This window comes from Paenibacillus tundrae (genome assembly GCF_030812775.1).
GTDB lineage: Bacteria > Bacillota > Bacilli > Paenibacillales > Paenibacillaceae > Paenibacillus > Paenibacillus tundrae_A.
Genome location: NZ_JAUSTI010000005.1, coordinates 51,741 through 78,346 on the forward strand (window position 1 = coordinate 51,741; position 26,606 = coordinate 78,346).

General features: G+C 45.4%; 29 protein-coding genes. 25 read left to right on the forward strand and 4 right to left on the reverse strand.

What is annotated here, in order from left to right:
* Positions 1 to 22 precede the first annotated feature (22 nt).
* The 9 genes from J2T19_RS10565 to J2T19_RS10605 all read left to right on the forward strand — a co-directional run bounded on the left by J2T19_RS10565 (position 23) and on the right by J2T19_RS10605 (position 12,250).
* Positions 23 to 2,950, forward strand: coding sequence for an extracellular solute-binding protein (locus J2T19_RS10565; RefSeq protein ID WP_307215464.1), 2,928 nt, complete (start codon positions 23 to 25; stop codon positions 2,948 to 2,950).
* Between the two features lie 75 nt (positions 2,951 to 3,025).
* On the forward strand, positions 3,026 to 3,937 hold the full coding sequence (locus tag J2T19_RS10570; protein ID WP_056699913.1) for a carbohydrate ABC transporter permease: 912 nt from the start codon (positions 3,026 to 3,028) through the stop codon (positions 3,935 to 3,937).
* A gap of 4 nt (positions 3,938 to 3,941) precedes the next feature.
* Positions 3,942 to 4,805 carry a carbohydrate ABC transporter permease gene (locus J2T19_RS10575; protein WP_128101020.1) on the forward strand — a complete coding sequence of 288 codons (864 nt, stop codon included), beginning with the start codon at positions 3,942 to 3,944 and terminating at the stop codon, positions 4,803 to 4,805.
* 11 nt (positions 4,806 to 4,816) lie between these two features.
* On the forward strand, positions 4,817 to 6,283 hold the full coding sequence (locus tag J2T19_RS10580; RefSeq protein WP_307215466.1) for an NHL repeat-containing protein: 1,467 nt from the start codon (positions 4,817 to 4,819) through the stop codon (positions 6,281 to 6,283).
* Entirely contained in the window at positions 6,264 to 6,884 is a 621-nt protein-coding gene (locus tag J2T19_RS10585; RefSeq protein ID WP_307215468.1) for a Yip1 family protein, read from the forward strand. Before J2T19_RS10580 ends, J2T19_RS10585 begins: the two co-directional genes overlap by 20 nt.
* Before the next feature lie 14 nt (positions 6,885 to 6,898).
* Positions 6,899 to 9,484 carry a DUF5696 domain-containing protein gene (locus tag J2T19_RS10590; protein WP_307215470.1) on the forward strand — a complete coding sequence of 862 codons (2,586 nt, stop codon included), beginning with the start codon at positions 6,899 to 6,901 and terminating at the stop codon, positions 9,482 to 9,484.
* The gene (locus tag J2T19_RS10595; protein ID WP_307215472.1) at positions 9,481 to 10,380 is read left to right on the forward strand and encodes a carbohydrate ABC transporter permease; all 900 of its coding nucleotides are present in this window, start codon (positions 9,481 to 9,483) and stop codon (positions 10,378 to 10,380) included. Before J2T19_RS10590 ends, J2T19_RS10595 begins: the two co-directional genes overlap by 4 nt.
* Positions 10,381 to 10,418: 38 nt before the next feature.
* On the forward strand, positions 10,419 to 11,429 hold the full coding sequence (locus J2T19_RS10600) for a carbohydrate ABC transporter permease (RefSeq protein ID WP_307215474.1): 1,011 nt from the start codon (positions 10,419 to 10,421) through the stop codon (positions 11,427 to 11,429).
* A 215-nt stretch (positions 11,430 to 11,644) separates the two neighbouring features.
* Positions 11,645 to 12,250, forward strand: coding sequence for a DUF1349 domain-containing protein (locus J2T19_RS10605; RefSeq protein WP_307215475.1), 606 nt, complete (start codon positions 11,645 to 11,647; stop codon positions 12,248 to 12,250).
* Between the two features lie 20 nt (positions 12,251 to 12,270).
* Here J2T19_RS10605 and J2T19_RS10610 read toward each other — a convergent pair whose 3' ends face one another.
* Both J2T19_RS10610 and J2T19_RS10615 read right to left on the reverse strand, forming a co-directional pair.
* Entirely contained in the window at positions 12,271 to 13,377 is a 1,107-nt protein-coding gene (locus J2T19_RS10610) for an MFS transporter (RefSeq protein WP_307215477.1), read from the reverse strand.
* An 85-nt stretch (positions 13,378 to 13,462) separates the two neighbouring features.
* The gene (locus J2T19_RS10615; RefSeq protein ID WP_307215479.1) at positions 13,463 to 13,996 is read right to left on the reverse strand and encodes a TetR/AcrR family transcriptional regulator; all 534 of its coding nucleotides are present in this window, start codon (positions 13,994 to 13,996) and stop codon (positions 13,463 to 13,465) included.
* A gap of 378 nt (positions 13,997 to 14,374) precedes the next feature.
* Between J2T19_RS10615 and J2T19_RS10620 the strand changes: the two genes are divergently transcribed.
* From J2T19_RS10620 to J2T19_RS10670, 11 genes are all read left to right on the forward strand, one after another.
* A complete protein-coding gene (locus tag J2T19_RS10620) occupies positions 14,375 to 14,893 on the forward strand; it encodes a nucleotidyltransferase family protein (protein WP_307215481.1) in 519 nt (172 codons plus the stop codon).
* Positions 14,890 to 15,630 carry a YdcF family protein gene (locus J2T19_RS10625; protein ID WP_307215483.1) on the forward strand — a complete coding sequence of 247 codons (741 nt, stop codon included), beginning with the start codon at positions 14,890 to 14,892 and terminating at the stop codon, positions 15,628 to 15,630. The genes J2T19_RS10620 and J2T19_RS10625 overlap by 4 nt, the downstream gene beginning before the upstream one ends.
* Positions 15,631 to 15,747: 117 nt before the next feature.
* On the forward strand, positions 15,748 to 16,305 hold the full coding sequence (locus J2T19_RS10630) for a DJ-1/PfpI family protein (RefSeq protein ID WP_307215485.1): 558 nt from the start codon (positions 15,748 to 15,750) through the stop codon (positions 16,303 to 16,305).
* A 44-nt stretch (positions 16,306 to 16,349) separates the two neighbouring features.
* Entirely contained in the window at positions 16,350 to 16,871 is a 522-nt protein-coding gene (locus tag J2T19_RS10635; RefSeq protein WP_307215487.1) for a hypothetical protein, read from the forward strand.
* A 126-nt stretch (positions 16,872 to 16,997) separates the two neighbouring features.
* A complete protein-coding gene (locus J2T19_RS10640) occupies positions 16,998 to 17,888 on the forward strand; it encodes a TIGR01777 family oxidoreductase (RefSeq protein ID WP_307215488.1) in 891 nt (296 codons plus the stop codon).
* A gap of 185 nt (positions 17,889 to 18,073) precedes the next feature.
* Positions 18,074 to 18,934, forward strand: a complete 861-nt coding sequence (locus J2T19_RS10645; RefSeq protein ID WP_370874860.1) for an SDR family oxidoreductase — start codon at positions 18,074 to 18,076, stop codon at positions 18,932 to 18,934.
* Between the two features lie 53 nt (positions 18,935 to 18,987).
* On the forward strand, positions 18,988 to 19,164 hold the full coding sequence (locus J2T19_RS10650) for a hypothetical protein (protein ID WP_307215492.1): 177 nt from the start codon (positions 18,988 to 18,990) through the stop codon (positions 19,162 to 19,164).
* 97 nt (positions 19,165 to 19,261) lie between these two features.
* Positions 19,262 to 19,801 (forward strand): GNAT family N-acetyltransferase, encoded by a 540-nt coding sequence (locus J2T19_RS10655; RefSeq protein ID WP_307215494.1) that lies wholly within the window; start codon positions 19,262 to 19,264, stop codon positions 19,799 to 19,801.
* A gap of 179 nt (positions 19,802 to 19,980) precedes the next feature.
* Complete coding sequence (locus tag J2T19_RS10660) at positions 19,981 to 20,454, forward strand: GNAT family N-acetyltransferase (protein WP_307215496.1); 474 nt, start codon at positions 19,981 to 19,983, stop codon at positions 20,452 to 20,454.
* A gap of 112 nt (positions 20,455 to 20,566) precedes the next feature.
* Positions 20,567 to 21,457, forward strand: coding sequence for a glutamate racemase (gene murI / locus J2T19_RS10665; RefSeq protein WP_307215498.1), 891 nt, complete (start codon positions 20,567 to 20,569; stop codon positions 21,455 to 21,457).
* 24 nt (positions 21,458 to 21,481) lie between these two features.
* Positions 21,482 to 22,030, forward strand: a complete 549-nt coding sequence (locus J2T19_RS10670; RefSeq protein ID WP_307215500.1) for a histidine phosphatase family protein — start codon at positions 21,482 to 21,484, stop codon at positions 22,028 to 22,030.
* A gap of 73 nt (positions 22,031 to 22,103) precedes the next feature.
* On the opposite strand, the gene J2T19_RS10675 is transcribed toward J2T19_RS10670, so the two are convergent.
* Together J2T19_RS10675 and coaA are read right to left on the reverse strand one after the other, a co-directional pair.
* Positions 22,104 to 22,466, reverse strand: a complete 363-nt coding sequence (locus J2T19_RS10675; RefSeq protein ID WP_056698751.1) for a DUF423 domain-containing protein — start codon at positions 22,464 to 22,466, stop codon at positions 22,104 to 22,106.
* A 57-nt stretch (positions 22,467 to 22,523) separates the two neighbouring features.
* A complete protein-coding gene (coaA, locus tag J2T19_RS10680; RefSeq protein ID WP_307215502.1) occupies positions 22,524 to 23,453 on the reverse strand; it encodes a type I pantothenate kinase in 930 nt (309 codons plus the stop codon).
* 134 nt (positions 23,454 to 23,587) lie between these two features.
* Between coaA and J2T19_RS10685 the strand changes: the two genes are divergently transcribed.
* The 5 genes from J2T19_RS10685 (at position 23,588) to J2T19_RS10705 (ending at position 26,550) form a co-directional block, all read left to right on the forward strand.
* Positions 23,588 to 24,385 (forward strand): DUF3891 family protein, encoded by a 798-nt coding sequence (locus tag J2T19_RS10685; protein ID WP_307215504.1) that lies wholly within the window; start codon positions 23,588 to 23,590, stop codon positions 24,383 to 24,385.
* Positions 24,386 to 24,571: 186 nt separating this feature from the next.
* Entirely contained in the window at positions 24,572 to 25,066 is a 495-nt protein-coding gene (locus J2T19_RS10690) for an 8-oxo-dGTP diphosphatase (protein WP_307215506.1), read from the forward strand.
* Positions 25,067 to 25,150: 84 nt separating this feature from the next.
* A complete protein-coding gene (locus tag J2T19_RS10695) occupies positions 25,151 to 25,576 on the forward strand; it encodes a GNAT family N-acetyltransferase (RefSeq protein WP_307215508.1) in 426 nt (141 codons plus the stop codon).
* A gap of 126 nt (positions 25,577 to 25,702) precedes the next feature.
* Entirely contained in the window at positions 25,703 to 26,188 is a 486-nt protein-coding gene (locus tag J2T19_RS10700; protein WP_307215510.1) for a GNAT family N-acetyltransferase, read from the forward strand.
* Positions 26,189 to 26,190: 2 nt separating this feature from the next.
* Entirely contained in the window at positions 26,191 to 26,550 is a 360-nt protein-coding gene (locus J2T19_RS10705; protein ID WP_307215512.1) for a cupin domain-containing protein, read from the forward strand.
* The last annotated feature ends 56 nt before the right edge of the window (positions 26,551 to 26,606 follow it).

Genomic DNA, 26,606 nt, shown 5'->3' on the forward strand with positions numbered 1-26,606 from the left:
CTTGATGAGGAGGACTCGTAGGATGGCTGGAATTCTACAACGAAAGAGATGGATCCTGCCTGCCGTAATGGTCATCGCAGCAGCCGGGGTGATTTTTTATTTCACATCGGGGACAGATGCGGAGAGTGCGGATGTTCCACCCGGCGGTTTGCCGGCCATTGAAGTGGATGCTATCTTGCAGCAGACAAGGCAGAAGAAGGGGTATGAGCAATATTTGTCTAAGGTAGGCGAAGCTGCTCGGCCGAATGTGGATATTACGATTGAAGCTGGGGAGTATACACGAGCCAGTGGCGGCGAGGTGCAGACACTCGATCATTACGAGGGTCTGGAAGGAACATCGCTACATACGGGTGAGACCGGAGAGGTCGACTGGATGATCAGCGTACCAGAATCGGGATGGTACAACCTTTCTGCAACGTATTTCCCTGTAGAGGGCAAGAGTTCCGCGATTGAGCGTGCACTGTACATTGATGGTGAACTTCCGTTTGCGGAAGCCGCCTATTTGCAGTTTGATCGGGTATGGGGCAATGAGAAGGATGAGGTACAGCAGGATAATCAAGGGAATGATCTTCGACCTAAACAGGTGGAGAAACCGCGTTGGATCGAAGAGATGTTTCAGGATTCGGACGGTTACGAACAAGCACCATTCAAGTTTTATTTGGAAAAAGGGGAGCATACGCTCACGCTGAAATCTTCTCGGGAACCGATGGTTATACGCTCGTTACGACTGTTCAATGACCAATCGATAGCTCCGTATTCGGAGATGGCACAAGCACAGAATAGCGATTCATTCCCACAACCGAAGGATGTGCTCATTCGCATAGAAGGGGAGGCAGCCGTTGCCAAGTCTTCTCCAACGTTATATCCAACTAGCGAAAGATCAAGTTCAGCAGTGTCTCCTTACAGCGCTTCTCAGGTAAGAATCAATACGATTGGCGGCTATAACTGGCGTTTGCCCGGACAATGGATTGAATGGGAAGTGGATGTGCCGGAGGATGGACTTTATCATATCGGATTTACGGCGCAGCAAAATTTTGTGAAAGGAATCTATTCCACTCGTAAGCTGACCATTGATGGTGAGGTTCCATTTGCCGAAATGATGAAAGCTCCTTTTCGGTATCAGAGCGATTATCGTGTAGATGTGATGGGTGGAGATGAACCTTATAAGTTCTTGCTGGAAAAGGGCAAACATGTGATTCGGCTGGAGAACAGCCTAGGCGATTTCGCACCACTGATCCGCAATGTAGAGGATAGCTTGTACAATCTGAACTCTATGTACCGGCGAATTCTGATGATTACAGGTACCAAGCCTGATGAATTCAGGGATTATCGAGTGGAGAAGCAGATTCCGAATCTGCTGGAAGTGTTCGGTGGTGAGAGTGAGCGCTTGAAGGAAGTTGCGGCGCAGCTTCGCATTTTATCCGGCCAATCGAGCGATCAGGAAGCACTGATCAAAACGATGGCGCAACAGCTCGATGAGATGATTGAGAAACCAGACACCATTCCGAGAAGACTCGCTGCTTACAAAACAAATACAGGTGGACTCGGTACATGGGTGCAACAAGCGAGAGAACAACCACTGGAGATTGACGCACTCTACGTTACCTCGCTAGATCGTAACATTCCTGAAACGGGCATGGGGCCAATGGCCAAGATCGGACATGAAGCGAAAACGTTCTACAACTCATTTTTCATCGATTATAACCAGATCGGAAACGTTGCTACGTCAGCGGATCAGCGGACAGTGACTGTCTGGATCGGTAGCGGACGAGATCAAGCGAACACGATGAAAGCGATGATTGATGAGACGTTTACACCTGAGAGCGGCATTAATGTCAATCTGAAGCTAGTGAATATGGGGACGTTGTTGCCAGCGACGTTATCAGGCGAAGGGCCAGACATTGCGATGCAAATTGGTAATGACCTGCCTGTGAACTTTGCGATGCGGAATTCAGCAATGGATCTGACACAGTTCAGTGATTATGACGCGGTGGAACAGGAGTTCAGGGAAAGTGCGATCGTTCCATATGCCTATGATTCTGGTGTGTATGCACTCCCGGAAACGCAGACGTTCAACATGTTATTTTATCGTAAAGATGTGCTTGCTGAGCTCGGTCTTGAGGTGCCTCAGACGTGGGATGATGTGGAGAGTTTACTTGCGATCCTGAGCAAAAATCATATGGAATTTGGCATGCCGATTGTAACGCAGGCGAACATGCAAGGTGTCAATATTCCGCCGAACTCACAGTACGCAACAATGCTGTTGCAAAATGGCGGTGCGTTCTATCGGAATAACGATAAGGAATCGGATCTGGATTCTCGCGTCGGAATTGAGACGTTCAAGAAATGGACGGAGTTCTACACCGATTATAAGCTGGAGCGAGAATATGATTTTGCTAATCGATTCCGTACCGGTCAGATGCCGATTGGTCTAACGGATTACACCATGTATAACCAGCTATCTGTCTTTGCACCTGAGATTCGTGGACTGTGGGGATTCGTGCCTGTACCGGGAACGATACAGGATGATGGTACACTGAACCGCGATACGCCAGGTAGTGGTACTGCGGTCATGATGTTACAGAGTGCGAAGGATCAAGAGGCAGCATGGGAATTCATGAAATGGTGGACCAGTACACCGATTCAAGCAGAATTCGGACGTGAGATGGAAGGGTTGATGGGAGCCGCTGCACGTTATCCGACTGCGAATATAAAAGCATTGGATTCACTTCCATGGCCAGCTGAGGATTACGCTAATTTGAAGGCGCAATTCGAAACGGTGAAAGGTATTCCTGAAGTGCCAGGCGGTTACTTTACAGGACGTCATCTGTTTAATGCGTTTTACAAAACAGTCGTAGGCCAGGTGGAAGCAAGGGAATCCATTATGGACTACACCCAGTATATTCAGGACGAGATTCGGATCAAGCGTAATGAATTTGGTCTTCCGTAAGCAGAGGGAGGGTTAACAGTGTCACAAATATCACTCCGAGACGGACAAAACAGTCCTCCTGAGAAAAAGCCAACGATGGGCATGAAATCATGGTGGAGCTGGAAGCTCCAGGAAATGAAGGCCAGCAAACATTCCTATGTGCTGCTCGCTCCTTACATGATCCTGTTCATCATGTTTACCGTGATTCCCGTTGTCATCTCAATCATATTGAGCTTCACCTATTTTAACATGCTGGAATTCCCGAAATTTATTGGTTGGCAGAACTACACTCGCTTATTTCTGGAGGATGACGTATTTCTCATTGCGATCAAAAATACGTTGCTGTTTGCCATTATTACAGGGCCGATCAGTTATATTGCTTGTTTCGTGTTTGCTTGGATTATCAATGAGTTGACTCCAAAATGGAGAGCGTTTATGACATTGATTTTCTATGCACCCTCCATTTCGGGCAATGTTTATTTTATCTGGCTGATGATCTTCTCGGGAGATCGGTACGGGATTGCGAACGGTCTCTTAATTAAATGGGGATTTCTACTCGAGCCGATCCAATGGTTGAAGACCGAAGCCTACATCATGCCGATCCTCATTCTAGTGCAATTGTGGCTCAGTCTAGGAACAGGATTTCTCGCGTTTATCGCAGGTCTGCAGACGGTAGATCGGACATTGTATGAAGCAGGGGCTGTAGATGGAATCAAGAACCGTTGGCAGGAGTTATGGTACATTACGTTGCCTTCGATGCGTCCACAGCTGATGTTTGGTGCAGTTATTCAATTAACGACCTCCTTCGCTGTAGCGGACGTATCCATTGCACTTGCAGGCTTCCCGAGTGTTAACTATGCTGCTGAGACGGTTGTTACACATTTGATTGATTTTGGTACCACGCGGTTTGAGATGGGGTATGCCTCAGCCATAGCGACAGTGCTCTTTATGATTATGGTGGGCACGAACTTGCTGGTACAGAAACTTCTGAGAAGGGTGGGAGAGTAACGATATGGCCGCGATTACAACAGCCAAAAAGCGGGTGAACCGCTCATTATCCGGAAGTATCTCCCTGTTTGCCCTTCTACTGGTGTTCGGAGCGTTTATGGTACTGCCGCTCATCTATGCGATCAATAATGCGTTCAAGCCACTGGATGAGATTTTTACTTTTCCACCGACCCTATTTGTTAAAAACCCAACGTTAAGCAACTTCACCGATTTGCTGAACCTGCTTAGCGATTCATGGGTTCCATTCTCACGTTATATTTTCAACACGGTATTTATTACAGGAATCGGTATCGTGGGTCACGTGCTGCTGGCTTCTGCGGCAGCTTACCCACTTGCCAAACACAAGTTTCCTGGCAAAGTATTCATGTTTCAGGTGGTTGTACTTTCCCTGATGTTCACACCTGCCGTGACGGCAATCCCGAACTATATGATCATGTCATGGTTAGGATGGATCGATACGTATTGGGCTGTTATCATTCCGGCGTTTGCCTATTCGCTGGGTCTGTATCTCATGAAGCAATTCATGGAACAGATTCCGGATGCATTACTGGAAGCAGCTAAGATTGATGGCGCAAGTGAGTATCGCATTTTCTGGTCGATCGTCATGCCGAATGTGAAGCCAGCGTGGCTTACTTTGATTATTCTGTTATTCCAGATGCTGTGGGGAAGCGATGGCAATGGATATATCTATAGTGAGCAGTTGAAGACCTTGCATTATGCTGCAGGGCAGATCATTCAGGGCGGAATTTCCCGTGCCGGAGCAGGTGCAGCGGTTGCATTGATCTTGATGAGTGTGCCAATTACGCTGTTTATTTTCTCACAGAGCCGCATCATTGAGACGATGGCAAGCTCAGGCATGAAGGATTAAGGGGGAACGATATGGCACGCACAGTGAAAAGATGGCTAAGTCTTCTGGCGGCAGTATCCCTGTTGCTGGTGAATGCCATGCCTGCGGCAGCCTCCCCGGCGCCGTATGACAGTTATAACTACAACTACTGGAAAGAAGCCGTTCCTTCACCGGATGCCTACCTGCCTGAGCGAACGATCTCAGGTAGTGATCTGGGGATTGGCGAATTCAAAGATCCTGGTGATATCAACGTCTCTACATCCGGTCAAATCTATATTTTGGACAGTGGTAACAGCCGCATCGTTGTCATGGACGCAAACTACAAGCTGTTACGCGTTATTGAAGGTTTTATGCTGGATGGCAGCAAGGAGGCATTTAGCGTTCCAAGCGGACTATTTGTGGACGAAGAGGAACAGATTTACATTGCAGATACCGGCAACAGTCGCGTTGTTGTGTTAGATGCAGAAGGGAACCTGGTACATACCATTACGAAGCCAGAATCGGACATTTTGGCGACTGATTTTCAGTTTCAGCCTTTGAAGCTGACCGTGGATCGTGTGGGCCGGGTATACGTTGTGGCGCAAGGTGTATATGAAGGCATTATGCAGTTTGATGAGAACGGTCAATTCATTGGTTATGTAGGAACTAACAAGGTTGAACGGGATTATGGCGAATATATCTGGCGTATGTTTTCAACTAAAGCTCAGCGGGCTCAGATGGTTCTCTTTGTACCTACCGAGTTCTCGAATGCAGATATCGACCATAAAGGCTTCGTATACGCCACCAACATTGATCCAGGTTCGAACGAGCCGATCAAGCGGTTGAATCCGTCGGGCGAGGATGTACTTAAACGATTCGGTTACTACGATGTCAAAGGGGACATCCGCTTCCGAAATAGTACCGGGCCATCCAAGTTAATTGATGTGAAGGTGTTAGGCAACGGCATGTACAGTGTGTTGGACGCCACGCAGAACCGAGTATTCACTTATGATGATGAAGGTCATCTGCTGTATATCTACGGGGGCAAGGGTAACCAGGTCGGTACACTCAAGACTCCTGTTGCCATTGAGCAATCCGGTGATCATTCGTTAGTGCTGGATCGAGGCAAAAGCAATTTAGTGGTCTATGAGCCTACACGATTCGGTTCAACGGTGAATCAGGCTGTTGCCCTGCACTATCAGGGCGAGGACACGGAGGCGGTGCATCTCTGGAAAGAGGTTCTTAAGCTGAACGCTAACTATGATATTGCTTATATCGGCATTGGTAAGTCATTGCTGATGGAGAAGAAAAACGAAGAGGCTCTTGGTTACTTTGAGCTGGGCATGGATCGCAAGAGTTATTCTGTCGCATTCAAACGACATCGGAGAGAGGTCATGAAAGAGAATTTTGGCACATTTCTAACGGTTGCTATTGTGGCGGTCTTTGTTCTGATCCTTGTTCGATTGGCGGTTAAATGGAAACGGAGGAGGCAGATCGATCGTGAAGCAGGATTACATTAAGTTTCCGTTGCACCTCATTTTTCACCCCATTGATGCATTTTGGGATCTGAAGTCAGATAACCGGGGTAGGTTAGCTGTTGCTTTTAGTGCACTTGTGCTGACGATTATCATTATGATTTTGCAAAAACAGTACGCAGGTTTTCTGGTCAACTATTCGGATCCGCGGACACTGAATAGCATTCAGGAGATCTTAACGATTGTTGTACCGTTCTTTCTCTGGTGTACAGCCAATTGGGCCATCACAACCCTGATGGAGGGTGAAGGTAAGTTCAAGGAAATTGTGCTGGCGACAGGTTACTCGCTTATCCCACTTATTTTGATTTATGCACCGATGATTGTGATTAGTCGGTTTATGGTTCAGGAAGAAACGGCTTTTTATTATCTAGCAACGACGATAGCTTTTATCTGGTTTGTGCTCTTGTTGTTCATTGGTACAATGACGGTTCATCAGTACACTGTTATCAAAACCGTTATTACGATGGTGCTGACCGTTATTGTTATGGGGATCATCATTTTCCTTGGAGCGCTAGTGTTTAGCATGCTTCAGCAATTATTCGAATTTGGCTACAACATCTATCGTGAATTGATCTTTCGGACATAAAGGAGGCGGCATCGGTGAACAAAAAGCAACGACTATACACGGTGCTGGCCGGCGGTGTAGCTGTGGTGATCATTGCAGCCGGGCTGTTGTATATCAATAACCGGGGCATTCCTGCTGTTGAAGTTGCAGCTTATGCCCAAACAACAACAGAAGCGCAGCCAACCGAGGTGGATGCACTTCGTTTCTTGACAGACGCATCTGAGGGTGTGCCGGGTATGAAGCTGGTGGCCGAGGATACGGGGCTTGCGCTCTACTACAATGAAGAGACGACCGAAATAGCGGTTCGTGACGGAAACAGCGGACAGATCTGGTATAGCAATCCGGAAGCGCGGAATGAGGATGGTCTGGCTTCGGGATATGAGAAAGAGGTGTTGTCCTCTCAGCTCAACGTTTCCTTCCGAGACGCAATCGGTACGTTGGAGAATTACCCCAATTTTAGTTCCAGTATTAGTAACAAACAATTTGTCGCATCTAATATTGAACAGGGAGTTCGTGTGAACTATACCCTTGGGGATACTTCGCTTGGCATTAATGCGTTGCCTAAACTGATCAGTAAACAGCGGCTGGAAGAAAAGGTCCTCTCTAAGCTGGATGAAACCGCAGCCCGGTATACATCTGCTCGTTATTATCCGAGTAAAGCGAATCCGGATGTGTTGGAAAGACTAGATGGACAGATATCTAAACAGCTTGTTCTGAACAAGATGTTGGATGCATTTGAGACCGCAGGATACAGTGAAGAAGATCTAGCCTATGACAATCAGGAGAATGGTGTCGAGGGTGGAGGCGCATCGGAGAAGCCTAGTTTCGAAATTCCTGTGGAGTATCGGTTAGAGGAAGGAACACTTCTTGTAACTGTACCGCTGAGTCAGGTAAAAGAGAGTGGGCAATACCGTATTCGTAATATTGATCTGCTTGCTTATTTTGGAGCTGCCGATGCTGAAGAAGAGGGATATATGTTTGTACCTGATGGTTCGGGCAGCCTGATTCATCTGAATAATGGAAAGATTAAGGAAGAGCAGTATGTACAACGTGTCTATGGTATGGACCCCAACGATAATTCTCTTAATCGGCCGCAAGTGAGTGAGTCTGCTCATATGCCTGTCTTTGGACTGAAGAGCGGTGATCGTGCTTGGTTTGCCATCATTGAGAAGGGTGATGCAATGGCTAGCATTGCCGCAGATATCGGTGGCAGACAGAATAGCTACAACCATGTATATAGCAGCTTCTCCTTGCGCGGTGAGGATGAATTGGAGATGTATACGTCGCAGAAAATGCAGGAGATCCAGTTACTTAGTGAAGAACCGTTTCGCGGAGATATTCAAGTGCGCTATCAATTCCTTCAGGGGAATGATGCCAGTTATTCCGGGATGGCTAGGTTATATCAGCAGCAGCTAATGAATCAAGATGTATTGAAACCATTGGTTGATCAAGAGGATATTCCTTTCTATGTGAACGTGCTTGGTGCGGTGGACAAAAGGGCTTCTTTCCTAGGGGTGCCTTATCGTACTACATTAGCGATGACCACTTACGAGCAAGCGGGCACCATTGCAGAAGAACTTCAGCAAAAGGGTCTGAAGCACGTGCAAATGCGATATCAGGGATGGTTTGGTGGGGGATTCAGTCATCATACGCCAACACGAGTGAAGCTGGATTCGGAAGTGGGGAGTTCATCGGAGTTGAAGCAGCTCTCTGAGCAATTGCGTGAATCAGGTGGCGCGTTGTTCCCGGATGTAGCCTTCCAGCATATCTATCACAACGATTCTCGTTTTGCACCTTCCGCAGATGCAGCGCGTTTCGTTACCAAGGAGACCGCTCAGCTGTATCCTTACAATCCTGCCTTGAACCGAATGGATCAGAGTAGAAACGACTACTATCTGCTCTCCGCAGCCAAACTCCCATATGTAGTCAGTGAGTTCGCTGAGAAGGTAGGCAAGTTAGAGCTACAAGGGTTATCCCTGCGTGATCTCGGTCAGGTGCTAAGCTCGGATTATCGGGATAGTCGTGTCATTCATAGGGAGACGGCGAAGAACATTGTGCAAGAACAGCTTGAAAAGTTACAGCAGACTTACCCGAATATGATGCTTTCATCAGCTAATGCATATGCCTGGGGTTACGCGCAGCATATTGTGGATGTGCCAGGAAGCTCAAGCCGGTTTAATATCACCGATGAGGAAGTACCGTTTTACGAGATGGTCATTCATGGATACAAAGACTACGCAGGTTCACCTATGAATACCTCAGGAGATCAAGATTTGCGCAAACAATTGCTGCGTAGTCTGGAGCTCGGAGCAGCACCTCAATTTCAATGGACCTATGAGCCATCATCGCTCCTGAAGCTGACGAACTACGATTCGGCGTATGCTACGGACTATGCGTACTGGGTGGATGAAGCTGTAGAGCTATATCAGGAAGCCAATGAAGTACTCCGTGGTTTGAGAACCCAAACAATCGTAGATCATAAGCGGATACAGGACGGGGTTGTGCAGGTCAATTACAGTGGTGGTGCACAGATCCTCGTTAACTATACCTCAGAGCCGGTTACGGTGGATAACATCGTTGTGGGTGCGGCGGACTACGCACTGAAAGGAGTTAACCGATGAGAACGATTCGATTATCGCTAAAATCACGGAGAGCGTTGCTTGGCCTTGCATTTATCTCACCATGGCTGCTAGGCTTCATCTTTCTCTTCGTAACACCGTTGCTGCAATCGATTCGGTTCAGTTTCAGTAATTTATCGGTTGCTCCTGGCGGATATGTACTGGATTTTGTTGGGTTGAAGAACTTCAAGGACGCGATCCTAGTCGATGCAACCTTTAACCGTATTTTGTTAGATTCAGTCGGCGCGATGCTGCTGAATGTCCCGATGATCCTGTTTTTTAGTTTGTTCACGGCGACATTATTGAACCAGAAGTTTAAGGGAAGAACGATGGCACGTGCAATTTTCTTTCTTCCCGTCATTCTGGCTTCAAGTGCAGTAGCAGCGGCTGAGTCTGCGGGGTTGATCAATATGATGGGAGATGTCTCTGCTGTCGATTCGTCCGTGGACGGAGGCGCGTCCTTTAACGTTGTATCTATTGTGCGCATGCTCTCTGACGTGGGATTGCCTATGGCTTATGTTGACTATATTGTGGAAGCTATTATGCGTATTTACGAGATCGTCAGCAGTTCAGGTGTGCAGATTCTGATCTTTCTTGCCGCACTGCAGTCTGTGCCTGGTTCAATGTACGAGGTAGCCAAGATTGAAGGCGCGACAGCTTATGAGTCGTTCTGGAAAATTACATTCCCCATGGTCAGCCCGCTGATTCTGACGAATGTCATCTATACCATTATCGATTCATTTGCTGGAAGTCCGGTCACGGAGGCTATTTATCAGACGGCATTCAAAACCCAAAACTTCGGTCTCAGCTCGGCGATGTCCTGGCTATACACGATCGTCATTGGACTCGTGCTTGTTGTTGTCGGCTGGGTGTTGTCCCGGCGCGTTCATTATAACTAACAGACCATTTAGATTACGCCTGAAGGAGGCATTAGACTATGGCTGCGTCCGGAACAGATCGCATGGTAGTCGTCCCCAAAGAAAATGTTCATATGCACAGGGTGCGAAACAAAACATCGGACCTGCTCTATTCCATCTTCCGATATGCACTGGTCATTGGGATATCGTTTATTATCCTATATCCATTGTTTCTCAAAATTTCGGTTACCTTCAAGGATAAGCAGGATATTTATAATCCAACGATCTATATGATTCCGCAACATTTCACGTTGGATAATATTAAGCTTGCGGCGCAGGTGATGGATTACCTGCCTTTGCTTGCAAATACACTCTTATTTGTAACCATCACCACCATACTCACGGCAATATCTTGTGCTCTTGCTGGATATGGGTTTGCACGTTTTTCTTTTCCGGGTAGTAATGTGCTATTTGTACTTGTCATTCTTACGATTTTGGTGCCGACCAGCACCTTGATGGTGCCGATGTATCTGCACTTCCGTAGCTTTGACTTTATGGGTATTATTCAATTGTTTACCGGGCGAGACGGGATTAATTTGCTCAATACGTACTGGCCGTCCATTATTACAGCAGCAACGGCGGGCGGGCTAAAGGCAGGTTTGTTCATTTATATTTTCCGTCAGTTCTTCAAAGGCATGCCTAAAGAGATCGAAGAAGCCGCATTGATCGACGGTGCGGGTGGATTTCGAACATTTGCTAGAATTATGTTACCCAATGCCATATCACCGCTGATTACAGTTATTCTGTTTTCATTTGTATGGCAGTATAACGATACATTCTACTCGGCATTGTTCATGAGTGAGAGCCCACTTATCTCACTTAAGGTCGCTTCATTACCTGCACAGGCGAACCAATTGATTCCGCAACTCATGGGCTTTGGTTCCAACTCGGGTATGAAGGCAGACCCGAACTATGTTGCGATGATTGTAGACACAGGCATTTTGCTCGCTATTGCCCCGTTAATTATTTTGTATTTGTTTGTACAGCGGTATTTCGTTGAGAGTATCGAGCGTTCTGGAATCGTTGGTTAAATCAGCAGGACTCAAGTTCTTCATTAAGAACTTGGGTCTGTTGTTTGTTATGCTGGTATCTAACCTAGGGAACACGTACTATATAGTGTCGTAGGGAATCAATGTAAAATAAATCGTTCTTTCGTTCAACTCCTATACAGGATAAGTCCCGTTGTTTAACGAATACAATAGAGAAACGAGCTTTCCTAATCCAATGACTAGAGGGGTTAAAATTCATGAATCTATTTGAGCAATGTTCAGGTCAAACGTTATCCTCCAATTTGCAATGGTTAAATGAGCCAGCAGAGTGGTTCATTCAGGATGGAAATGTCACGATTACCGTTCCACCGGTAAGTGATTTTTTCATTGATCCAGCAGGTGCGGCGGTAAAGGCTTCTGCACCATACCTACATACAGTGATTAAGGGTGATTTCAGTATTGTTGCAAGAATAGAGGTGGATATGAGAGAGCAGTATGATTCGGGTTGTCTGATGATTATGGCAGATGATGTACACTGGGCTAAAGTATGTTTCGAATTTTTCGAAGGTCAGCCTTCTATTCTGAGTGTTGTGACACGGGGGAATTCCGATGATTGCGTATCATCCCCTGTAGACGTGAACAGGCCATATTTGCGCATTGCTCGCGCGGGTAACAGCTTTGCGTTTCATTACTCACAGGATGGCGAGAAGTGGAAGCTGGTTCGATATTTTGGCATGGAATGTCCTGAAGAGATTAAGGTGGGTATTGTCGCCCAATCTCCTGTCGGACAGGGAAGCAAGTCAACATTTACAGAGGTACAGCTTCAGTATGGGGTAGACACAGATATTCGCCGCGTGAAGTGACGGAGATCTGTGTCTACAAGCTATTTCACGCGAATCAATAATCCGCACAAGCCCAGTACAGCAAAAGTCAGAAACGCAATCGTATTGGAGAACGTTTCAATGGTGTATCCTGCCATGGAAGAGCCTAAGAATTGTCCAACGCCGAGCGCGAGGAAGGCAAGGCTAATCCCAATGGATACATTTGGAGTGAAGAGTCTTGTCGCCCAAACGATAAATACACTAGTTAGGAATATATATGTGCTGCCAAACATGATCGCTGAAGTCAGACTAGCAGTCATTGAAGGCAGTAGGATAACTCCAAGTGAGAGGGATAATAACAGAATACCTAGACGGTAAGACCGGCGAATTTCAATGCGTTCAATAATACGTCCGGCACATCCACCGAGTATGCCCATTACCCCCATAACGATCCAGAAAAGGACGGCTTCCGAATCGGAGGCTCCTTTTTCGTCTGTAAGGAAGTTTCGGGCAAACGTCCAATAGATTGCAGAACTAAAACCTGTTAACAGACAAGCCATCAGTAACGCAGCACCAGGCCGGGTTGGCTTCATACATGCCCAGATCGATTTGGTACATGGGAGTGTTTTGGTCGCTGGGATGACACGTCTATTCCATAACAGAACGACAATGCCGATCGCGGCAAATATGATGTAGGTTAAACGCCAGTAATCGGTCAACAGCCAATAGAGCGGGCCAGAGACAACGATTCCGAAGCTGGTTCCTGTATTGATCCAACTGTTGCCTCTCGCTTGCAAATGAGGTGCAAGTTCGGCATTAATGGTATTACCGAGAGCAGGGGAAGCCCAGCCTGTGCTTAGACCAGCGAGAAAGACGCTGAATGCAAGCACCCACGCATTCTGAGATAGAGCTATGCCTAGTAATCCAAGCACAGCACTGATTCCAGCCAATTGAAGCACATAATGATGCCCTTTGTGATTAATGATCAATGGAGCAGTCAGAAGGGACAGACAGTATGCAATGTAGGTTCCTGAGTTAATCGCACCCGAAGCAGCCTCGTTTAATTGCAGCGCTTCTGAAATTTCCGGCATAAACAGCCCATAACTGAAACGCCCAAAGGCGTAACATACAGCGATAAGTGCAATGCCTGGAAAGATAATTTTTTTCATTTGCTTCACCGCCTTTTAGATAGAACGATCATTATATTTCTTGCGAAATAAAAAAGTGAGTTGAATTACTAACTCACCCTGTGTACTAGGATTTGAAACTTTTTTCCGTCATGTGAATCAGTTCTCTGCAGACGTTATGTACATCTTCTGTTTCGGCAAGTGCAGTCGAGCCCTCCAGTAGCAGGATAAACTGTAACAGCTCTCGGTCGCTCAGCGAGGGATTTAATTTTTTGATCAGGGTCATTACATGTTTTTTATGTGCATTTACCGTTTGTACGATGATATGATTGGCATCCCCTCCGAACTCCTCCTTAGCACGCAAAAACAAACATCCTCTGTTCTCATGTTCCATGAGCCAGCGTGCATGACCTTCAGCTAAATTAAGGAAGATGGGTTTCGATTGGTTGTCCGCATATTGCCGCAGTTGTTCGAGATAGCGCTGCTCCCGTCGCAGTAGGACTTCGACAATGAGATCATCCTTGGATTCGAAGTGGTTGTATAATGTCATAATCGCGATTTCTGCATCTGTAATAATACGCTTTAAGCCGATGGCATGAAATCCATGGAGATAGAACAACTTTTCAGCTACATTTAACAGCATTTCCTTTTTGCTGCTCATCATCAATCATACTCCTTTCACTAGAAGATAGAACGATCATTATATCTAGTATGTTATATCCGTTCAATTAAATTGTCAATTTATGTGAATGTATCAGGATATCTTTATTCTCCGCTGTAGTTACTACTATTGAGTCACCTAATTTTAAAAATATTATAAATAGCGGTATATGAGATCTTACGTATGAAATTGAATTTTGGATCAATGCATTGAGAAACTCGTCTATTTTATTGAGCCTATATAAACATGGTATAGTGAAAATGAATGTTTTTGAGTGAAGTGATTGTGTAGTCAAATAAAAAGAGTCAGGGAAGCAAGGAGAGGATTCATATCCTGCACGAAGAGAGATGCATTCAGACCATTAAACATCATAAGATAATGTTGCAAGATTTACAGCATGTCCGCAGTCTTCATCTGCCACAGTGCTACATCGGAGCAGGATATGTCCGTAACTATATTTGGGATGAACTGCATGGATACGAACATCGTGAACTACATGACGATATTGATGTGGTCTATTATGATGCAGAAGATATAAGCGAGGATCGGGATACGATGCTGGAAAAAGAGCTTCAACAGGTTACTGGGAATCCCAAATGGTCTGTGAAAAATCAGGCAAGGATGCATCTGCGTAATCATACCAAGCCTTATAAGTCGACAGAGGATGCCCTTCGGTATTGGCCTGAGATCGTAACGGCTATAGCTGTACAGCTTGATGAGCAAGATAACATTCGCATCTGTGCCCCACATGGGCTGGAGGATCTGTATCGGTTGATCGTACGTAAAAGCCCGTTCTTCATGGATGCAGATTATTATAATCAGCGGGTGGAGAAGAAGTGCTGGCAACAACGGTGGCCTAAGCTCAACATAATCATTGCACAGGGAGGGAAAGCATGAGGAAGATCACGACATTTTTACGAGAGAAAGGCCTCATCATTGATATTATTTTACTCGTATGTTTAGTTATTTTTCTAATGATCTGGGGTAGGGATTTTGCAGTCACGTTTTTTGGTGCGATCAGTGTGGCATTTATGGTATTACGGCGTATCGATTACGAGAAGCATGTTGTGCTGAAACGTATTATCCTGACTGGATTGGGCATTGTGGCGGTTTCGTTTATCATTATTGAAGCTCTTGTATTTACCCAATTGGGAGCAAATGATCAGGAAGAAGCGGATTATGTCATCATATTAGGATCGGGCATTAAAGGTACAGAGCTGTCGCTTACGCTCAAACAACGATTGGATGCCAGCCTGGATTATATTCAAGCCCATCCGCAGATTCCCGTCATCGTTTCCGGAGGGCAGGGGCCAGGAGAAGACATCACAGAAGCCCTTGCCATGAAAACATATCTGTTGACTCAGGGGATTAACGCTAACCGAATTATCATGGAGGATCGCTCCACATCGACAAAAGAGAACTTAGTTTTCTCCAAGAAAATAATAGATCAAGCTGGGGTGATGAACCCTGAGATCATGATTGTAACGAGTGATTTTCATATGTTCCGTGCGAAGTATTTGGCGGTTAAAAGTGGATACTCTGCCGATTATGGTATCTCAGCTTCATCGCCAGTACACCTCAAACCGATCTATATGATTCGTGAATATCTAGCCGTGATCAAGGCGTTGATTTAGATTTACAGCCATGGAGTGCCAAATGCGCTCTGTGGCTGTTTTTATTAGAAGAACAGAAATATGTAGTACAATAGGATATAGTTGGAAGAACGTGGAGGAAGGAAGGAATCGGATACGATGAAGACACACATCTTGTTGTTTGAAGGTTATGTTTCGTTTGAAATTATGTTAGCAAGTTATTTCATGAAAACCCAAGGTGACGTGATTACAGTGGCTTTGGATGAAGGAGCTCTTCGTTCATATGAGGGGTTATCCGTTAATCCAGATCTAATGATGAATCAGATTGATCCGTCTACGGTGGAACTGTTAATCATCCCAGGAGGGGATGTGACCTCACTGCTTAAGCGAGAAGAATTGATGGACTGGCTGCGCATACTGAATGGACAAATGACTCCAATTGCAGCCATCTGTTCAGGAACCTTATTGCTTGGTCAAGCGCAAATTCTGGAGGATAAATCCTTTACGACTAACGCAGAGGCACAGATGAGAGACATCACTACCCAAGGGGTGTATATGAATACCAATGTTGTCGTTGATGGGCATATTATAACAGCTAAGGCCAATGCGTATGTCGATTTTGGTATTGAGGTTGGTAAGGTCATGAATATCTATTCGAGCACGGAGGATCTGGAAGAAACGATTGAAGTGTTCAAATATTTCAAAGCTAAACCATGATATAATATGTGGCGTTAATATAGAAGAACGAGATATAGGAGTGAATGATCATTACTGCATTTAAATTAGCTTCTTTATACGAACAGAAGCAGATCACAACAAACGATATGGAAGAGATTGTACGGATACTGGCACAGGCGCCATTATTATATGATGACGGACAGACCATTCAAGTTCAGGATTTCGTAAATAGCTTGGAGATTACGCTGCAACCGAGTGCTCGTCCTGCAGTAATTGAGCTGTATGAACTCGCTGTACAGGCTTGCCGCCAATATGCGGATAACTCGACATATGAACAGTTTCAGGATGCATTAGGGTTACAGGCTGAGTTGTGGCAGGAAGAAGTGCTGACACTGGCGATGTGGATGAACTGGTTGAAGCAGATCGCTGAGGGACATCGAACTTTACCAGAGTATCATTTTGAAGCTATGCTCGGGGCGTTACCGGATGGGTTCATGATCCATGATTTTTATGATGAGCTACGATATCAATTGGAGCAGAATCCTTCCAATGATTGGGCGATGCAAGAGCGTGATCGATTGTATGCTGCTATGGGAGCAAAATAAAGGTTCATTCGATTATGAAACTAGCTGATGCTGTGTTATGCCGTATGTAAAAGGTTGCTTGTTAAGTCCGTTGTGAACGTACCCTACGTTAATCGTCTTATACCCAAATGGAAATGAGGGGATGGAATGAATAAGGTCGTTTTGGCAGGTGGAACTGGATTTGTAGGTCAGGATTTTGCTAGGCGGTTTAAGCAGCTAGGTTATGAGGTGGGTATTATCTCACGCCAATCTGGTCATATAGCCTGGGAGGATCGAGAAGGCATCATTCAAGCGCTGGAAGGTGCCGAGTTATTAATTAATCTGGCTGGCAAATCTGTGAACTGTAGATACACAGAAGAAAACCGCAGGATCATTCTGGAGTCCCGCACACAAACCACGCGTATTCTTGGGGAGAGTGTCTTGTCCTGTAAAAACCCTCCTAAACTATGGATTAACTCAAGCACAGCTACCATATATCGACATGCTGAGGATCGACCTATGACGGAACAGGACGGGGAGATCGGTACAGGCTTCTCGGTAGATGTAGCTACAGCATGGGAGCAAGCTTTTTTTGAATTCAGTTTGCCTTCTACCCGGCAGATTGCACTACGAATTGCCATTGTGCTGGGGAACGGCGGGGTCATGGAGCCTTTAACGAATTTGGTTCGTTTTAGGTTAGGTGGTTCTCAGGGTTCTGGAAGGCAGCAGTTCAGTTGGATTCATATCGAGGATCTGTTTCGGATGGTGATCTATTTACAGGAGCATCCTCAGTTGGAAGGTGTATTCAACGCCTCCTCACCTCATCCTGTTACCAATCGTCATTTGATGGCAGCGCTGAGACAACAAATGGGTGTGGGATGGGGACTCTCTTCACCGCGCTGGATGTTAGAATTCGGTGCTCGTATCATTCGAACGGAGACAGAACTCGTGCTGAAGAGTCGTTGGGTCATTCCCGCGAGATTAGAGCATGAAGGCTTCGTATTCACATATAATACACTGGATACAGCGCTCGCTGAGATCCTCAAGCAGAAGAATTAATCTATACGGCTATTCAGCCTCAGAAAGAAAGGTTGTTCTGAAGAAGATGTAACTTACCTATATAGCAACACGATGAGAAGGGCAGCGGCGACTGTCCTTCTGTTATTCTCTTTGCACGTCTTGGCATGAGGTATAGAGAACGTAGAGATTGCTTGGCAAACGCAGTGAGGAAGAAGGTGAATTTATTGACGAATGGAAAAAAGAAGACGGACAATGCACCGGTGGTCTTAATAACCGGCACATCTAGTGGATTTGGGATGCTGACAGCGATTAGTTTGGCGAAACGAGGTTATCTGGTTGTAGCAACGATGCGTGATCTCAGTCGTAAGGAAGCGCTGGTGAGGCTAGCCGCAGAAGCGGGAATCTCGGATCAGATACGATACATACGCTTGGACGTCACTGATCCCCATTCCGTTACGGAGGCGATGGATGAGATCCTGCGGCATTATCACCGTATTGATATGTTGGTGAATAATGCAGGCTTTGCGGTCGGAGGATTTATTGAGGAAGTACCCATGGCGGATTGGCGTAGGCAAATGGAGACCAATCTGTTTGGACTAATTGAGGTAACACGTGCTGTTCTGCCAGTGATGCGTAAGCAACGAAGTGGATTCATTATTAATCTTTCTAGTGTTAGTGGACTATCGGGCTTTCCGGGATATGCACCTTATGCTACCTCTAAGTTTGCGGTGGAAGGTTTCACAGAAAGCTTACGCCATGAGATGGCTCCATTTGGTATAAAGGCTGTATTGATAGAGCCCGGTGCGTATCGTACCCCTATATGGAACAAGGGCTTAGGTGAGATTCGTGAACGGGAGCAGTCGCCTTACAATAAGCAGCTGGATGCAGTGCTCCGGTATTCACGTCGTACAGGCGAAACCGCGCCTGATCCGCAAGAAGTGGCCGACCTAATTGTTCGGATCGGACAGATGCGCTACCCACGACTTCGTTATGCGCTCGGCAAAGGCTCTCGTTTACTGATTATCGGTAAGGCTCTCTTGCCTTGGAAGTGGTTCGAGTGGATTATTGCCCGTGGATTGAAATGAAAGTAAAGGATGGACAGCTAGCTGAGCAAATGTGAAGTAGATTTTCAGGGGAGGTGCTTGAGCTGTTTGAATTCATTGTAATCGTTCTATTGCTGATGATTGTTACTCTTCTTCTACGAATCAATAGTAAATTGCCTAAACGAGATCCAGTGAAAGAAGCGATGGAGCGTGACGCTGCTTGCAAGCAGAAGTTAACCCATCTCCAGTCCACTATAGAGCAGGAAGAGTAGTCTATCCATGAATCTCTATAGTATTAACTGTTGTGCGATATATGTCATGCGAGGTTATTAATATATGAGCCTATGAAACTGCAAGGAGTGAAAAGGTATGCGCAATGATTCCCTCAACGAGTCTATTTCGATTCGTAATATTGTACGTGATGATGCAGAGCACTACTGGCCTTTTCGGTTAGAAGCGCTCAAAAATCATCCTGAAGCGTTCGGTGCTTCGTTTGAAATTTCAGTACAGCTCCCCATGATTGAGGTGCAAGACCGCATACATAATGAGCCGGATGATTACATTCTTGGAGCATACGCACAGGATGGTTCTCTTGCAGGGATGATGGGGTTTAAGCGAGAATATGGGCTGAAGTTAAGGCACAAAGGCATGATCTGGGGAGTCTATGTGTCTCCTGTCTATCGTGGGTGTGGAGTGGCTTCTCGTCTACTTCAGGAAGTGCTGGATCGAGGAAGACAGCTAGAGGGATTGAAACAAATTAATCTATGCGTTGTTACAACGAACGAATCAGCAAAGCGTTTATATGAGCAAGCGGGCTTTGAGACATACGGAATCGAAAAAAATGCTTTGGAAGTGTACGGTCAGGGATATGATGAAGCTCATATGACTTACTTTTATCCGAATCAATAGCAGGTAGTCGAGTTGGTTGCTACAGAATGCTCATTCGTAATTACGCAATCTCAATTCGTATCTCGTATGAATATACCGTATAATGGAAAATGATTGGGAGAATAGATGGATATGCAGGTATGCTCGATCTGGGTCTTATACATGTCTTATGTGAACAGAACAGAGGTGTGTCATCAGCAATGATCCGAACTTTTGAACAAAAGGACTTACAATATGTCATTGAAGCTCATATCCGTATCTATCGAAATGAGTATAATTATGATCATAGCTTTGCTATTTTCATAGAGGAATCTGTTCAAGAGTTCAGTCGTACTTGTCGTCCCGAGAAGGAAATGATCTGGATTGTTGATCTGGACGGAGTTGCCTCAGGTTGCATTGGGCTCGTTGAATTGAATGAACACACCGCTCAATTGCGTTGGTTTCTCATTGAACCTGAAGCTCGCAACGAAGGCTGGGGTCGTCAGCTTGTTGAGCGTGCTATCCAGTTTGCTAGAGAACAAGACTATGCCTTGATCCTATTATGGACTAATCAAGATTTAACAGGAGCACGCAGACTATATCAATCCTTTGGTTTTCATGTGGCGGAAACGAAGCGGCAGTTCTTATCGGGGCAGGAGCTTACGGAGGAGAAGTGGGTGCTTCCCCTGACCTAGGTTGTTAGGGTGAGGACAATGCTCTGAAGGAATGAAGCGCAGCATAGGCAAGTAATGAGTAGCATAGGAAGAACATATGGCGGAGCATTGGAACAGTGGCAAAGACTAGCTCATGCAGTATAAAATGAAGGAAGAATCAACATACCTCACCTCCAGTCATCATGAGCAGGCATACCGGGTTCCATGGAACCTGAAAGAATACGTTATAGAGGTGAAACCTTTGAACAAGAAAATTGCATTTTTTGACTCAGGCATTGGTGGTTTAACCGTGTTACATCGAGCATTGCAGCAATTTCCTGAAGAACAGTTTATATATTACGCAGATACATTACATGTTCCCTACGGACCCAAAACAGCGGATGAGGTAAGAGGACATATTTTTGACGCTGTAGAAGCGATCCTGCGCGAAAATGTAAAAGCCATCGTCATTGCTTGCAATACAGCAACCAGTCTGTCAGTGAAGGAGTTGCGTTCCCGAATCGACATTCCAGTCATCGGCATGGAGCCGGCGGTAAAGCCAGCAGTGGAGATGAATCGTGAGAGTGGAAAAAGAGTGCTTGTTTTTGCCACGGCATTGACCCTGAGCCAAGCTAAATATAATGAGTTGGTATCTCGCGTAGATGACCATAACACGGTGGATTCCATCCCACTTCCTGAACTTGTGGAGTGGTGCGAGCAATTGGATTTTGATGAGGATAAGATCACCGATTATTTCCGGATGAAAATGGCGGATCTAGATCTGAACAAGTATGGAACCGTGGTGCTTGGTTGCACGCATTATCCATATTACACTGCCATGCTTCGCAAGGTTCTCCCAGCACATGTGCGAATCATTGATGGAAGTACGGGTACTGTTAATCATCTGCAACAACTCCTTGGATTGTCAGAGCAACATGGGATGTGGACAGAGGATCAGATTACTTTTCTCAGTTCCTCTGGGAAATCGGAAGATCAGGACAATATGAAACACGCCTTACAATACCTTCAAATGAGCAACTTGTGATCTCGTATAACAGGAGGATCAGATATGAAGTCCATTTATCTCATTCGACATGCCCAAGCGACGGGGCAGGAACCCGAGTCTGAACTTACAGTAGAAGGATTGCAACAAGCTGAGAAGCTTGCAAGGGTGCTTGCACAACACTCAATAACCTATATTGTTTCAAGTCCTTGGAAACGGGCGCTGCAGACGGTGGTGCCGCTTAGCGTAGCCTTATCCCAGCAGGTACATACGGATGAACGTCTTCAGGAAAGGGTGTTAAGCACCCTGCATCTGGAACACTGGATGGATTCGCTAAGACGCACATACACGGATGAAGACTGGACGGAAGAAGGGGGAGAGTCTTCTCGCACGGCAACGGCACGTGGCATGAGTGTGTTGGAAGAGTTATGGAACCGATCTGAATCAAGCGCTGCAGTGGTGACCCACGGGAATTTGTTATCCTTGATCATCCGCCAGTACGATGCATCCTTCGGATTCGAAGCGTGGAGATCCCTCACGAATCCAGATGTATATGTGCTAGAGCGCACAGCGGATGGGTTAACTCCTTCGATTCGTCGATTCTGGACGGATTGAACAGCAAAAAAAGAGTGCTTTAGCTAACCTCTAGAACACTCTTTTTCTTGTATTGAATTTTTTATCGTGAGAATTACAGAGCTGCGATCAGTAATGTTACCCATCCAGCGAGAAATGCAACCCCGCCTAATGGGGTGATGGCACCAAGCTTACGTACACCTGTAATACTAAGTACATAAAGGCTGCCTGAGAACAGGATAATGCCAGCGAATAAAAGCCATCCTGCGAGTAATACTAGCGAAGTTTGCTCTAAGCGATCCGCCAACAGTCCCATGATAATGAGTCCAAGTCCATGAATGAGGTGATATTGTACACCCGTCTCATAAATTTTGATCATATCAGCGGACAATTTGCGTTTCAGTGCATGTGCTCCAAATGCACCCAAAGCTACGGCCAGAAACATCATAATGCTGCCTAATATGATTAACGTTTGCATAGGGATATCTCCTTCAAATAGTAGTATTCGGAAATGTGGAGTCTCCGAACCCGTCCACTACAGTTTGCGCAATTGAATACGTTGGATGGAGTGATCGGCTTCCTTTTTCAGAATAAGTCTAGCTCTTCCCTTCGTTGGCAAAATGTTCTCGTGCAGATTTTTGGCATTAATATCTTGCCAAATCTGACTAGCCGTTTGCACAGCTTCTTCCTCGCCAATATTGGCAAAGCGGCTGTGGAAGAAGGATTCTGTATTCTGAAAAGCGGTGTTACGTAGAAGCTTGAATCGCTCAATGTACCAGTGGCGTATATGTTGTTCTTCTGCATCAATGTAGATGGAGAAATCAAAAAAGTCGCTCACGAGTAACGGTGTTTCTTTCTTAATTTGAAGTACGTTAATGCCTTCAATGATCAAGATGTCAGGCTGGCTGATCGTTTTTTCCTCGCCTGGAATCACATCATAGGCAAGATGGGAATAGACTGGAGCTTTGACTTCGGGCTTACCGGATTTCACATCACCCATGAATTGAATGAGTGACTTGATATCGTAGCTCTCAGGGAAACCCTTTCGATTCATTATGCCCTTTTCTTCCAGTACGGCGTTGGGATATAAGAATCCATCTGTCGTAACGAGATCGACTTTGGGATTGTTTTTGCCTCTGGCTAGCAGAGCTTGTAGCAGGCGAGCAGCAGTACTTTTGCCTACGGCAACACTGCCTCCAATCCCGATAATGTAGGGCACAGGGCCAGCTTCTTTTTTTAAGTAGGAAGCGGTTAATCGATTTAATTCTCTTGAGACACTTGCATATAAGTCAATAAAGTGGGTAAGAGGTAAATAAATATCTTTTACTTCCTGTATAGATACCTCTTCATTTAATCCCTTGAGTTGTTCTAATTCCATTTCCGTCAGCGGAATTGTGGTCTGATGCTCTTGCAGTTCAGCCCATTCCTTGCGGTTGAACTCGATGTAAGGAGAATATAAATTCATGAGATCCCGCTTTCTATATGTAATGTAATCTGTGACACAATCTTTAGTGTACCAAATTTCAGGAAACTGACAACACCTTTACATTTAAAATAGAGTGTTGAGTCGAATTATACCATGCGGAAGGGTGACAGCAAATGATCGTCTATGAGAGAGAGCATGATTTTGTATTGACCGCACAACAAGAACATGGGCAAGTGGCTGGAGAGATGGCTTCTTATTGGAAACAAGAATTGCTCGCTGATGCCAGTCACTTTGAAGAGCTTGTTCTTGCGGCAAGAGAGCATGATCGTGGATGGATTGAACTGGATGCTGCTCCGTTCTGGAATGATTATAGTCAGTCACCGTACTCGTTCCGTGACTTTCCGCTACGTCCGCGCTTTGTATTTTACCAGAAGGGAATCGCTGAAGTCTGTGCAAAAAGCATGTATGCGGGATTGCTATGCAGCATGATGTATACGGAGTTGTTCCAGAATACGCTGGGTGCTAATGCCCATGATGATGAAGATATCAGGGAATATCTGAATACCGAGCGCAAGCAACAATCGGAATGGATTGCACAGCTCGGAGGTGGAGAAGAGTTACAACGTAGATTACAAAGTGATGTGGACATTATGCTTTTTTGTGATCAATTGAGTCTATTTCTCTGTATGGAGGAACCAGGCACACCTGCAGCACGTTATGAGTTTTTTGCTGAAGGGTTAGGCTGTACATTCGATGCTTGTGGGAGACAACCGATTCGGGCGGAGTGGATCTCCAAAGAGAAGGTAGGCTTATCTTATGTACCCTTTACAGAAGAGTTTACGGTAGTTATGCCTTATAAATCTGTGCCAAAAGCCAGCATTCGCAAATTCGGTCTATTACAGGCCTATCGTCGTGCGGAGTGGAAAGAACGTAAAGTTTTAATTACTGCATTGAATCAAGATAGTCATTAATCATGAACGACGAATAGGTTTAACTAAACAGACTCCGAGACTCTTCGGGGTCTTTCTTGTGCATGGCTTTTTCTAATCATTATGCATTGATTAGATATTGCTAGAAATTAAGATCAGTCGAAGCAGGAGAAACCAGTGGATTACCAGAACTGTTAATGTACAACGTAGGATTACAGGAGGACATGTATGAGTACACGAATTGAGATTCTAACCATGTGCATGGTGTGGGATAAGTTACATAGCAAGGTGTTACTGATAAATCGTCCGAATCGTAAAGGATTTCCGGGATATATCGCACCTGGAGGCAAGGTAGACTATCCAGAGAGTATTGTAGATGGAGCCATGCGAGAGGTAGAGGAGGAAACTGGGCTTAAGGTTACTGAAATCACGTATAAAGGACTGGATGAGTTCTGTGATCCGGAGCAGGGATTACGTTATATGGTGTTTAACTATCTGGCAACAGCATTTGAGGGAGAACTATTACAGAATCCGCCCGAAGGTGAATTGATATGGATTCCGTTAGAACAGGCACTTGATCTGCCGATGCAGGACTGGTTCGCAGAACGGTTTCCGCGATTTTTCCATGAGGGTACATTCGAACGAAGTGTGATCTGGGATAAATCCACAGGGCAGACGTTGAAGGAAACATTTAAAGTCTATTCCGATAAAGTTCTTCAATAGCTGAGATCATCCATATCTATATAGTAATATCCATATATTATGATACAATGAAATTTACTTTGTTTTGAGATGAGGGTTGGTTGTATGAATGTAACGTTTCGATCCTCCATAGAGGAAATCGATGTGGAGCAGCTATCAGGACATTTTTTCGACGGTTGGCCGAATCCGCCATCTCCCACTACTTTTATGAGGTTATTGGAACAGTCCTATGCTGTAGAACTAGCTATTGATGAAGAGACTAACCAAGTGGTTGGCTTCATCCAAGCCATTTCAGATGGCGTACTTAGTGCATATATCCCGTTATTAGAAGTAGTGCCTTCGCATCAAGGAAAAGGGATTGGGGCTACTCTGTTAGAAAGAATGATTCATCGACTTCAGCACCTCTACATGATTGATCTGTTATGCGATGGAGAAATGCAGAATTTCTATGAAAAGCAAGGAATGATGAAAGCGTCAGGAATGCTGATTCGTAATTATTCCAATCAATCAGGTGCAACAGCTAGTTCATAGTTTGAGTAAAAAGGGTTATTTGGAGCGTGGCTACTATGGTGACATTATATGAAGATTTAGCCGATACATAGGCTTCTGCAAACGGACGTAAATGAATACTGTTTACAAAAAAAAGGTGGGATTATCATGAAATTGTCGTTCCGAATTTTGGATTGGGAAGAAGAAAAGCCTTATGAGCTTCTATTGATGGCTGATCCTTCGAAAGCGATGGTTGACGAATACTTGAGCCGGGGTGTTTGTTTTATCGCTGAGTATGAAGGAGAGATGGTCGGAGAGTTCGTCTTGCTGAAGACCCGGCCGGAAACGGTGGAGATTGTTAACATTGCGGTACAGGAAGAGTTGCAAGGACAAGGTGTAGGCAGACATATGATCAAAGAAGCGATTGAAGCTGCACGTAGATTGGGATGTAAGACGGTGGAGATTGGCACAGGGAATTCAAGTTTTCACCAATTGAAGCTATATCAGCGTTGTGGATTCCGTATTGTTGGAGTGGATCGGGATTTCTTTGTAAGACACTACGAGGAAGAGATTATTGAGGGTGGCATTCGTTGTGTGGATATGATTCGTCTGTCATTGGATCTGGACACCGTTCCGAGGCAGGATGAGAAGTGAACATGTATCGAATGGACTGGGCAGATGGTCGATTAATTACGGCTTTTGACAGTAAGGCAGCTATGATTGCACCTATTCTTCGCAATACTGCGGGGTGCCATGTGGCATTTTTGAAGCTGAATGCTGGTGGAAATGTTGGGCTTCATCCGGCCGTAGGTGAGCAATTGTTCTTCGTGCTGGAAGGGGAAGGCTGGGTAGAAGGTGGCGATGGAAAACGAGTGATGATTACGTCAGGAGAAGCTGCCTTCTGGTCTAATGGTGAGAATCATCAAACTGGCTCAGACCATGGTCTGACCGCTTTAGTGATTGAAGGAGAAGATTTGGTTGTGCGTATGTCTTTGACCACAGATGAAGCCGAATAAAAGGGAGTGATTCATTTGGAATATATGTGGGTTGCTGTGATCATCGCTGGTTTGGT